Annotated in this window: 6 protein-coding genes; all 6 read left to right on the plus strand. The window is 75.9% G+C overall.

The annotated features are described in order from the left end of the window. Positions 1-27: 27 nt before the first annotated feature. On the plus strand, positions 28-7,188 hold the full coding sequence (locus AB0O29_RS00810; RefSeq protein WP_365143893.1) for an amino acid adenylation domain-containing protein: 7,161 nt from the start codon (positions 28-30) through the stop codon (positions 7,186-7,188). After that, positions 7,185-7,391 (plus strand): MbtH family protein, encoded by a 207-nt coding sequence (locus AB0O29_RS00815; protein ID WP_365143896.1) that lies wholly within the window; start codon positions 7,185-7,187, stop codon positions 7,389-7,391. Before AB0O29_RS00810 ends, AB0O29_RS00815 begins: the two co-directional genes overlap by 4 nt. 173 nt (positions 7,392-7,564) lie before the next feature. Next, a complete protein-coding gene (locus tag AB0O29_RS00820; RefSeq protein ID WP_365143929.1) occupies positions 7,565-7,972 on the plus strand; it encodes a cobalamin B12-binding domain-containing protein in 408 nt (135 codons plus the stop codon). 74 nt (positions 7,973-8,046) lie between these two features. After that, a complete protein-coding gene (locus AB0O29_RS00825; protein WP_365143932.1) occupies positions 8,047-9,345 on the plus strand; it encodes a methylaspartate mutase in 1,299 nt (432 codons plus the stop codon). A 68-nt stretch (positions 9,346-9,413) separates the two neighbouring features. Then, on the plus strand, positions 9,414-10,397 hold the full coding sequence (locus AB0O29_RS00830; protein ID WP_365143899.1) for an asparagine synthetase A: 984 nt from the start codon (positions 9,414-9,416) through the stop codon (positions 10,395-10,397). Next, positions 10,394-11,765: glutamate synthase-related protein (locus tag AB0O29_RS00835; protein WP_365143902.1), on the plus strand; the 1,372-nt coding region annotated here is incomplete at its 3' end. The genes AB0O29_RS00830 and AB0O29_RS00835, both read left to right, overlap by 4 nt.

Genomic DNA, 11,765 nt, shown 5'->3' on the forward strand with positions numbered 1-11,765 from the left:
CCCGACCCCTCGCCTGGAGGCCCCGCGATGCCCTCGACCGCCCCTACCGCCTCCGCCGTCCTGGACGGCGGCCCGGCGCCCAGGCCGGCGCCCCGCGTCCTGGACCGGATCGCCGGGCAGGACGCCGAGCGGGTCGCCCTGGTCCACGGCGACCGGCGGATGACGTACGGTCAGCTGGCCCTCGCCGTGGCGCTGCGCGCCGACGAGCTGGCCGCCCTGGGTGCTGGTCCGGGCCGTCTGGTGGCCGTGCGGCGGCCCCGGGGCGTCGAGGCCGTCGTGGGCCTGCTCGCGGTGCTGCGGACCGGCGCCGCCTACCTGCCCCTGGACCCGGCCGCCCCGGCCGCCCGCACCGCCGCCGTCCTCGCCGACTGCACCGGCGCCGACCAGCCGGAGGCCCCCGAGGGCGAGACCGTGCTGCCCGGCCCGGGCGTCGGCCCCGACGACGCGTACGTGATCTACACCTCGGGCTCCACCGGCACCCCGAACGGCGTGGTCGTCGGGCAGGACGCGCTGGCCCACTTCACGGCCGGGGCCACCGAGGTCTACGGGATCACCGCCGAGGACCGGGTGCTGCAGTTCGCGCCGCTGCACTTCGACGCCAGCGTCGAGGAGGTGTTCTGCACCCTGGGCGCCGGCGCCACCCTGGTGCTCCGCGAGGACGAGATGCTCGACGTGCCCGGCCTGCTCGCCGGCTGCGCCGCCCACGGGATCACCGTGCTGGACCTGCCCACCGCCTACTGGCACGAGCTGGCGCACGCGGTGTCCGCCGGACTCGCCGAACTCCCGCCCTCCCTGCGGACCGTGGTCATCGGCGGGGAGGCCGCGCTGCCCGAGCGGGTGGCGCGGTGGGCGGCGGCCGTGGACCCGGAGCGGGTCCGGCTGCTGAACACGTACGGGCCCACCGAGGCCACCGTGGTCGCCACCGTCGCGGACCTGTCCCGGTACGCGGGCGGCCCGGTGCCCATCGGCACCCCGCTGCCGGGCGTGCGGGCCGCCGTGGTCGACGGCGAGCTGTGGCTGCTCGGCGGCGGGCTGGCCCGGGGCTACCTGGGGCGGCCGGAGCTGACGGAGCGCCGGTTCGCCCGGCTCGGCGGCGAGCGCGCCTACCGCACCGGCGACCTGGTGCGGGTCCGCGAGGACGGCCTGCTGGGCTTCGAGGGCCGCGTCGACGACGAGGTGAAGATCAACGGCCACCGGGTGGACCCGGCCTCCGTGGAATCGGTGCTCTCCGGGCACCCCGCCGTCCGCGAGGCGGCCGTGGTCGCCGTGGCCGCGCCCGGCGGCGGCCGGCGACTGGCCGCGTTCGTGGTCGCCGACCCGGGCACCGACGGGCCCGAACTGCGCGAGCACACCCGCCTCGCGCTGCCCGCGGCGGCCGTGCCCGGCAGCTTCGAACTGGTCCCGGCCCTGCCCCGGACCTCCTCCGGGAAGATCGACCGCAAGGCCCTCCGGGCCGCCGTGGAGCGGACGGCGCCCGCCGCCCCCGCCGCCCCGGACCCGGCGTACGACGTGTTCGGCGGCGAGCCGCTGCCCGCCGAGGACCGGGTGCCGCTGTCGTACGCGCAGCGCCGCCTGTGGTTCCTCGCCGGACTCGAAGGCCCCTCCGCCACCTACCACCTGCCGCTGGTGCTGCGCCTCGACGAGGTCCCCGACGAGGACGCGCTGGCCGCCGCCCTCGCCGACCTGCTGGACCGGCACGAGGTGCTGCGCACCGTGTACCCGGCCGTGGCCGGGGAGCCCTACCAGCACGTCCTGGAGGCGCCGCCGGTCCCGCTGGACGTGCGCCGCCCCGCCCCCGGAGCCCTCGACGCCGAGGTGGCCCGGTTCACCGCCGGCACCTTCGACCTCGCCGCCCAACTGCCGCTGCGTGCGGCCCTGTTCCTCACCGAAGAGGAGCCGGGCGAGGAGTCCGCCGCCACCCTGGCGCTGCTCACCCACCACATCGCCACCGACGGCTGGTCGGTGGGCCCGCTGCTCGCCGACCTCGCCACCGCCTACGCGGCCCGCCGCGCGGGCACCGCGCCCGGCTGGGAGCCCCTGCCGGTCCAGTACGCCGACTACACCCTGTGGCAGCAGGACCTCCTCGCGGACCCGGCGGCCCTGCTGGAGCACTGGAGCTCCGCCCTGGACGGCATGCCGACCGTGCTCGACCTGCCCGCGGACCGGCCGCACCCGGCCGAACCCACCGGCACCGGGGCCACCGTCACCGCCCGTCTGGCACCGGAGGCGCTGCGCCGGCTGACGGCGCTCGGCGAGGACCGGGGGGCGAGCCTCCTCATGGTGCTCCAGCCCGCCCTCGCCCTGGCCCTGGCGGCGGCCGGGGCCGGGGAGGACATCGCCGTGGGCACCCCCGTCGCGGGCCGCGGGGACGAGGCCCTCGACGGGCTGGTGGGCTTCTTCGTCAACACGCTGGTGCTGCGCACCGACGTGGCCGGCCCCGCCACGTACGCCGAACTCGTCGACCGGGCCCGGGAGGCCGACCTCACCGCCTACGCCCACCAGGAACTGCCCTTCGACCTGCTGGTCGAGCACCTCTCACCCGAACGCGGCCTCGCCGTCAACCCGTTCTTCCAGGTCATGCTCACCGCCCAGGAGGAGGACGGCTCCGGCCTGCGCGCCGCCGGCCCGCTCGCCGGGACCTTCGCCGAACCGGGTCTGGAGGCCGCCAAGTTCGACCTCAGTGCCTCCTGCGTGGCGCTGCCCGGGGACGGCGGGCTCCAGGTGTGGTGGCAGTACGCGGCCGACCGCTTCGAACCGGAGACCGCCCGGCTGCTGCTGGACCTGTTCGTCCGCGCCCTGGAGCGGGCCGCCGCCGATCCGCACGCCGTCGCCGACGCCCCGGCCCTGCTCACCGACGGGGAGGCGGAGCGGATCGCCGCCCTGCGCGCCGGGCTGGCCCGCGCCGAGGAGGAGCGGCGCGCCGAGGCCGCCCGGGAGGCCGCCGGCACCGGCCCGGACGCCGGGCGGGAGGCCGCCGTCACCCTGCTGCGGAGCCTGTTCGCCGAGGTGATCGGGGTGGAGGCGGTCGGCCCGGACGACAACTTCTTCTCCGTGGGCGGGCACTCCATGTCCGGGGTGCGCCTGGTCAACCGGATCCGCGCCGCCCTCGGCACGGAGGCCCGGATCCGCGACCTGTTCCTCGCCCCCACCCCCGCCCTGCTGGCCGCCCGCCTGCTGCGCGCGGCCGCCCCCTCCGGGCGCCCCGGGCCGGTGCCCGTACCGGAGGCGCTGCGGCCGGAGCGGATGCCGCTGTCGTACGCGCAGCGCCGCCTGTGGTTCGTGGACCAGCTGGAGGGCCCGAGCCGTTCGTACACCATCCCCTTCGCCCTGCGCCTGGACCGGCCGCTGGACCCGGAGGTCCTCGCCGACGCCCTCGCGGACGTCGCGGACCGGCACGAGGTGCTGCGCACCGTCTATCCGGCGGTGGAGGGCGAGCCGTACCAGCGGGTGCTGTCCGGCGCGGCCGCCCGGCCGGCGCTGGACACGGTGTCCTGCCCGGCGGAGGAGGTCGCGGACGCCGTGGACGCGGCCGCGGGCCGGGTCTTCGACCTGGCCGCCGACCTGCCGGTACGGGCCGCGCTGATCACCCCGGAGGGGGCCGGCCCGGATGACCCCGGGCAGGTCCTGGTGCTGGTGGTGCACCACATCGCCGCCGACGGCTGGTCCACCGGCCCGCTGCTGTCCGACCTGTCCGCGGCCTACGCGGCCCGGGCGGCCGGCACCGCACCCGGCTGGCGGCCGCTGCCCGTGCAGTACGCCGACTACACCCTGTGGGAGCGGGCGGCGCTGACCGGGGAGGCCGCCGAGGAGCACGTGGAGTTCTGGCGGGAGGCCCTGGCGGGCGCCCCCGAGGTGCTGGAGCCGACCCCGGCCCGGACCCGGCCCGCGGACGCCTCCCGGCGCGGCGCGGCCGTGCCGGTGGCCCTGGGGGCCCCGGTCCACGCCCGGCTGGAGGAACTGGCCCTGGCGCACGGAGCCTCCCTGTTCATGGTGGTGCAGGCGGCCGTCGCGGCCCTGCTCACCCGGCACGGGGCGGGCACCGACCTGCCGCTGGGCACGGTGGTCGCGGGGCGCGACGACGAGACCCTGTCGGACCTGGTGGGGTTCTTCGTCAACACGCTGGTGCTGCGCTGCGACACCTCCGGCGACCCGGCCTTCGCCGAGCTGCTGGACCGGGTCCGCGCCACCGACCTGGCGGCCTTCGCCCACCAGGAGCTGCCCTTCGACCTGCTGGTGGAGCGCCTCAACCCGGCCCGCTCCACCGCCCGGCACCCGCTGGTGCAGACGGTGGTGCAGGTCCACCCGGCCGAACCGGAGACCCCGCCGGGCGCCGTCCTCACCGGCACCGCGCTGGGCACCGAGTCCGGGTTCACCAAGTTCGACCTGACGGTGTCCCTGCGCGAGACCCGCACCCCGGACGGGAGGGCCGGCGGACTGGCGGGCGTGCTGGAGTACGCCACCGACCTGTACGACGCGGAGACCGCGGCGATGCTCGCCGTCCACCTGGAGCGCGTCCTGCGCGCGGTGGCCGAGGACCCGGGCCGCCGCGTCGGGGACCTGCCGCTGCTCTCCGCGCAGGAGGAGCACCGGCTGCTGACGGAGTACAACGACACGGCCGTCCCGCGCGCCGCGCTCGGCCTGGTCCACGAGCGGTTCTCCGAGCAGGTCCGCCGCACCCCGGACCGGACGGCGCTGTCCTTCGGCGAGGAGCGGGTGACGTACGCGGAGCTGGACGCCCGCGCCAACGCCCTCGCGCACCGGCTGATCGCGGCCGGGGTGGCCCGGGAGGACGCCGTCGGCGTGCTCATGGACCGCACCCCGCTGCTGCTGGTGGCGGCGCTGGCGGTGCTCAAGTGCGGGGCGGCGTACGTGCCGCTGGACCCGAGGCTCCCCGAGGCCCGGGTCCGCATGATCCGCGAGGACACCGGGGCGCGGGTGCTGCTGACCCAGACGGAGCACGCGGGTTCGGCGGCGGCGGCGCAGGAGGCCGCGGCGGGGGTGCTGGTGCTGGCCGCGGACGCGGCGGGCGCCGACCCGGGCGGGGACGTGGGCTGGGAGGCCCGTACCGCGGACCCCGGCGTCGCGGTGGGCGAGGACGCCCTGATGTACGTGATGTTCACCTCGGGCTCCACCGGCCGCCCGAAGGGGGTCGGGGTCACCCACCGCAACGTCACCGAGCTGGTGACGGACCGCTGTTGGGACCTGGACCACCACCGGCGGATGCTGGTGCACTCGGCGATCGGCTTCGACGCCTCCACCTACGAGCTGTGGGTGCCGCTGCTGGGCGGCGGCGAGCTGGTGGTCTGCCCCGGGGACGGCACCGACCTCGCGGAGATCGACCACACGGTCCGCAGCCAGGGGGTGAGCGCCGCCTACTTCACGATGGGCCTGTTCCACATCATGGCCGACGAGGGCCTGGACACCCTCAAGCTGCTGGACGAGGTGTGGACGGGCGGGGACGTGGCCTCCCCCAGCGCCCTCCAGCGGGTCCTCACCCACTGCCCGGACACCGTGCTGGTGCACAGCTACGGCCCCACCGAGACCACCTTCGCCTCGCACTGGCAGCGCTTCTCCACCGAGCAGCGGACCGTGCACGGGGTGCACCTGGGGGCGGCCCTCGACAACACCCGGGTGTACGTCCTGGACGAGCGGCTGCGGCCGGTGCCGCGGGGCGTGGCCGGGGAGATGTACATCGCCGGCGGCCAGGTGGCGCGCGGCTACCTGGGGCGGCCGGGGCTCACCGCGGAGCGCTTCCTGCCGGACCCGTTCGGCGCGGACGGCGGCCGGATGTACCGCACGGGCGACCTGGTCCACTGGACCGCCGGGGGCGAACTGCGCTTCCTGGGACGGGCGGACGGGCAGATCAAGCTCCGCGGGTTCCGGATCGAGCCCGGCGAGATCGAGGCCACGCTGGCCCGGCACCCCGGGGTCGGACAGATCGCGGTGGTGGTCTTCGAGGAGGGTCCCGGCGGGAAGCGCCTCGTCGCGTACGCCGTGCCGCGCGCCGGGCACGGGCTGACCGCGGAGGGCCTGCTGCGGTGGGCCGCGGACGAGCTGCCCGAGCACATGGTGCCCTCGGCGGCGGTCCTGCTGGACGCCATCCCGCTGACCGTCAACGGCAAGCCGGACCGCAGGGCGCTGCCCGCGCCCGCCCCGGCGGAGCGCACCGCCGGACGGGCCCCGCGCACCCCGCGCGAGGAGCTGCTGTGCGGGCTGTTCTCCGAGGTGCTGGGGGTGCCCCAGGTCGGCATCGACGACAACTTCTTCACCCTGGGCGGGCATTCGCTGCTCGGCGTGCGGCTGATCAGCCGGATGCGGGCGGTGCTGGGCCTGGAGCTGGGCGTGCGGGACCTCTTCCGGACGCCGACCGTGGCGGGGCTGCTCGGGGACGAGCCCACCGGCTTCGACCCGATGGGCGTGGTGCTGCCGCTGAACGCGAAGGGCTCCCGGAACCCGCTGTTCTGCATCCACCCGGGGACGGGCGTCGGCTGGACCTACGCCGGCCTCACCCGCCATCTCGGCCCGGACCAGCCGCTGTACGCCGTCCAGGCGCGGGCGCTGAGCGAGCTGGGACACTCCCCGGAGTCGGTGGAGGAGATGGTGGCGGACTACCTGCCGCTGATCCGCGAGGTCCAGCCGCACGGCCCGTACCGCTTCCTGGGCTGGTCCTTCGGCGGGACCGTCGCCCACGCCCTGGCGGTGCGCCTGGCCGAACTGGGCGAGCGCACCGAGCTGCTGGCCATGATGGACGTGCACCTGCTGCCGACGGAGCCCGAGCGGCGCCGGATGACCCCGGCCCAGAAGCGGGACATGCTGGTCGGCGACGCCTCGGACGAGCCCGAGGACGCGCCCTTCGACACGGACGCCCTGATCGGCCTGGTCCGGCTCAAGGACCCGGTGCTCGGCGCCTTCTCCGACGCGGAGATCCGCTCCGTGATCGGCGCCTCCATCAACCACGCCGAAATCATGAACCTCTATTCCCCGCAGCCCGTGAAAACGGACATGCTGTTCCTCGGAGCGCTGGAGGACGGGGAAACGGAGAACACCCTCGCACAGCACTGGATTCCCTATGTAGACGGCACCGTGGAAAACCACTTGATCGGAGTTCCGCACACCAGAATGGGTGAGCCGGAACCGCTTTCCCTGATCGGCCGTATCCTTTCCGAGAAACTGAGGAGCCTGTCATGAGCAACCCCTTCGACGACACCGAGGGCACCTTCCACGTCGTGGTGAACGCCGAGGGCCAGCACGCCCTGTGGCCCGTGTTCGCCGACGTTCCCGCAGGCTGGGACGTGGCCTGGGGGCCGGGAGCGCACGCCGGCGCGCTGGCCTACGTGGAGCGGAACTGGACCGACATCCGCCCGCTGAGCCTCGTGGCCCAGTACTCCTGAACCAGTCCGGGAAATCCCGGAAAACACCCGGAGGCCGTGCCCCGCATCCGTGCGGGGCACGGCCTTCCGCATGCCCGGAAAAGGCCTTCTGCTTATTCCTCCGATACTGCCGCCGGAACTTCCCCTCGGAAGGCCCGGCGGTTCCTATATTTCTGAGCATGCGACGACGGAATGTGAACATCCTGCTGACGGGTACGGCCTCGGATTCCCATACCTGGAACCTCGTCTACCTCCAGCTGTTCCTGGAGGAGCTCGGATACCCGGTCCGCAACCTCGGGCCGTGCGTCACCGACGAGCTGCTCACCGCGGCCTGTGCCGCGGACCGGCCGGACCTCGTGGTCGTCAGCAGCGTCAACGGGCACGGCTACCGCGACGGGCTGAGCGCGGTGCGCGCCCTGCGCGGGGCCGGCCTGCGCACCCCCGTCGCCGTCGGCGGCAAGCTGAGCACCGCCGGCCGGCCCGACCCGGTGCAGCGCGGACGGCTGCTGGACGCGGGCTGCGCGGCCGTGTTCGACGACGGGGACACCGGCGCCCTGCGCACCTGGCTGGACGCCGCCTTCGACGGGCGGGCCGTCGCGTGAGCACCGCCACGCGCCCCGCCGCCGGGGCCCCGGCCTCCCCCGCGGCCCCGCCGCACCCCTCCTTCGGCGGGTTCGTGGCCGCCGCGGCGGCCGCGGGCCGGCTGGTGGTCCAGCCCCGGATGGGCTTCGGGGACCCCGCCCTGATGCGCGACGGCCTGTCCCGCACCCGGGGGGCCGTCGCCACCACCGTCGGCACCCTGACCATCGACAGCTACACCCGCGTCGGAGACCTGGCCGCCGCCCGCGCCGCCCTCGACGAGGGGGCCCGCCTCAACGGCTACCCCATCGCCAGCCATCCCGCCGCCGTCACCCGGGAGCTGCTCGGCGGGGTCCGGGACGCCTCCTTCCCGGTGCAGGTCCGGCACGGCTCCTCCCGCCCGGAGGCCATCATCCGGGCCTCGGCGGCGGCCGGGCTGGACGCCACCGAGGGCGGCCCCGTCTCGTACTGCCTGCCCTACGGCCGCACCCCGCTCGCGGAGTCCGTGGACAACTGGGCCCGCGGCTGCGAACTGCTGGCCGAGCTGGCGCCCGCCCCGCGCAGGCCGCACCTGGAGACCTTCGGGGGCTGCATGCTCGGCCAGCTCTGCCCGCCCGGACTACTCGTGGCCATCAGCCTGCTGGAGGCGGTGTTCTTCGTCCGGCACGGCATCCGCAGCGTCTCCCTGAGCTACGCCCAGCAGACCCACCCCGGGCAGGACGCCGAGGCGGTCCGCGCGCTGCGCCGGCTGGCGGCGGAGTTCCTGCCCGCGGACGTGGACCGGCACGTGGTGCTGTACACGTACATGGGCGTCTTCCCGCACACCGAACGGGGCGCCACCCGGCTCCTGGAGGACTCCGCGCAGCTCGCGGTCCGGGCCGGGGCGCAGCGCCTGATCGTCAAGACCACCGCGGAGGCGCACCGCATCCCCTCGGTCCTGGAGAACGTACGGGCCCTGGAGACGGCCGCCGCCGCGTCCGCCCTGGCCGGGCGGCCCGCGGGGGCCGGTGCGGACCCGCGGGAGGCGGACGGGGAGGTGTACCGGGAGGCCCGGGCCTTCGTGGAGGCCGTCCTGGAGCTCTCCGACGACCCGGGGCGGGCCCTGCGCGCGGCCTTCGCCCGGGGGGTGCTGGACGTCCCGTTCTGCCTGCACCCCGACAACGCGGGCCGCAGCCGCAGCTTCCTCGACCCGGCCGGCCGGCTGCGCTGGTCCGACACCGGCGCCATGCCGGTGGTCCCGCACCTCTCCCCGGGCGGCCGGACCCCGATGACCTCGGACGGGCTGCTGCGGGCCCTGTACGCGGTCGCCGGCCGCTACGACGCCCCGGACGGCACGCCCGCCCGGGCCCGGCCCGCCCGGGAACGGGACGCCGTCACCGCCGCGAGCCCCTCGTGACCCCGCCCGCCGCCGGCCCGCCGCCGGCCGCCCCGCCGTCTTCCCCATCCCTCGCACAAGGAGCCGACATGGACCTCACCACCCCGCCCCCGCTGGGCGAACACCTGGCCTCACCTCAGCTGCGGTCCGCGATGCTGGTCCAGCAGGAAGCCCTGTACGCGGCACGGCAGTTCCTGCGCGGCGAGGGGTTCACGGAGCTGCTGCCGCCGCTGGTGGGCCCGGTCACCGACCCGGGCGGCCGCGGGGCGAAGGCCCTGGACGTGGACTACTACGGCCGCCCGTACAAGCTGATGACCAGCGCGATCCTGTACAAGCAGGCCTCCCTGAAGGGCTTCCCGCGGCTCTTCTACATCGCCCCGAACGTACGGGTGGAGCCCCCGGAGACGGCCTCCACGGGACGGCACCTGGTGGAGTTCCACCAGATCGACGTGGAGATGGCCGGGGGAACCCGCGAGGACGCCCAGGAGATCGCCGCCGGGCTCCTCACCCACGTGGTGGAGCACGTGTGGACCGCCGTCCCCGAGGTGCTGCGCGAACTGGGCCGCGAGGAACTGGACTTCGCCGAGCTGCGCGCCGGCAAGTTCGAGGTCCGCACCCACGAGGAGGTGGTGGGACGGCTGATCGCCGAGGGCCACCCGCAGAGCCCCGACGCCGAGATCGACTGGGCGGGCGAGCGGATCCTCTCCCTCGCCGCCGACCGGCCCTTCTTCGTGGACGACTACCCCAAGGGCTCGCGCGGCTTCTACGACCGCGAGGACCCCGAACGCCCCGGTGTGCTGCGCAACTTCGACCTCCTGGCGCACGGCGGCTACGGGGAGATCGTCAGCGGCAGCGAACGCGAGTCGGACTACGCCACCATCGTGACCCGGATGCGGGAGAGCGGGGAGAACCCCGCCAAGTACGCCTGGTACCTGGACCTGGCCCGCGAGGGCATCGCCCCCAGCGCCGGCTTCGGCATGGGACTCCAGCGCCTGGTGCGCTTCCTCACCGGCCTGGACGCCCTGTGGCAGGTCAGCGCCTACCCGAAGCTCCCGGGGGTGATCGCGCCGTGAACTCCCTGCACGCGGCCGGCTTCCCCGAACGGGAGGTGCGGGCCCGGGCCCGCACCGGCACCGCCGAGGTGTTCCCCGCCGCCGAGGGCTACGGCGACGGCGGCGGACTCTACGGCGCCGGCGGCTCCCCCGCCCCGGCCCCCGGCGGGCACCCGGCGCACGGGCCGGACGCACTCGACCGGCTGCGGATCGTACCGCCGGTGTTCATGCCCCGGCGCCTGGAGAAGCTCATCGACCTGGGCCGCGAACCCTCCTACGAGGACGTGGAACTCGGCGGCTCCGTAGGCGGTTTCACCACCGCGCTCCCGCTGTACCTGTCGGCCTTCGGCTCCACCCGCGCGGGCAGCGGGGACCTGGCCCTCGCCGCCACCCGGCAGGCCGCCCGGCTCGGCCTGCCCATGGTCATCGGCGAGAACATGGTCCCGGTGCACGGCTACCGCCGCGGCGAGGGGGACGGTGTCCGCTCCGCCCTCCTGGAACGCATCGCCGTCTACGCGGAGACCGTCCCCGACGGCCTCGGCGGAGTGGTCGTCCAGCAGTCCACCGAGGACGCCGACTCCGAGGTGTGGAACCTCCTCTACAGCGACCCCGGCACCCGCGCCCTGCGCGACTCCGGGCGGCTCGGCTTCGAACTGAAGGTGGGCCAGGGCGCCAAGCCCGGCCTCGGCGGGATGACCGTGGTCGGCGCCGGGGAGGCCGGGCGGCTCGCCGGGCAGTTCGCCGTCCGCGACGTGCTCGGCGACCCGGAGCGGTGGCTGCGCTGCGCCACCCCCGGCACCTTCACCGAGGAGATCGTCCGCCAGCAGCTGCGGTTCATGCGGAACAACTTCCCGCTGGCCCGGACCTGGGTGAAGTTCCACCCGGGCCGCGACATCGGCCGGGCCGCGGCCGTCGCCTGGGCCGCCGGCGCCGACGCCGTCACCGTCGACGGCGCCGAGGGCGGCACCGGCTGGGCCCCCCGGGTCTTCCTCGACCAGGTCGGCCTGCCGCTCGGCGAATGCCTGCGCCGGATCGGCACCCCGGCCGGGGACCTGCTGGCCACCGGCCGGATCTGGGAGGGCGGCCGGGCGGTACGCGCCCTCGCCCTCGGCGCCCGCGCCGTCGGCCTGGGCCGGGCGGCCCTGGTCGCCGTGGACGAGGACCCCGGGCACGGGCTGGAACGCCTCGCCGAGGCCCTCGCCCTGGAACTGCGGCTACTGGTCAGCGCCCTCGGCAAGTACCGGACCGCCGACCTGGACCCGTCCGACCTGTGGGACCCGGCCGCCGCACCGGAGCCCGCCGCCACACCCGCGCCCTCCCCCGCACCCGCACCCGCGCCCGCGCCTGTGCCGGCACCCGGACCCGCGTCCGCACCCGCCACCACCGCCC

The sequence above is a fragment of the Streptomyces sp. NPDC089915 genome (assembly GCF_040684675.1).
Taxonomy (GTDB): domain Bacteria; phylum Actinomycetota; class Actinomycetes; order Streptomycetales; family Streptomycetaceae; genus Streptomyces.

Bases quoted from the DNA above. Each gene is read 5' to 3' on its own strand.
- AB0O29_RS00810 (WP_365143893.1), top strand. From the start codon at position 28: ATGCCCTCGACCGCCCCTACCGCCTCCGCCGTCCTGGACGGCGGCCCG.
- AB0O29_RS00815 (WP_365143896.1), top strand. From the start codon at position 7,185: ATGAGCAACCCCTTCGACGACACCGAGGGCACCTTCCACGTCGTGGTG.
- AB0O29_RS00830 (WP_365143899.1), top strand. From the start codon at position 9,414: ATGGACCTCACCACCCCGCCCCCGCTGGGCGAACACCTGGCCTCACCT.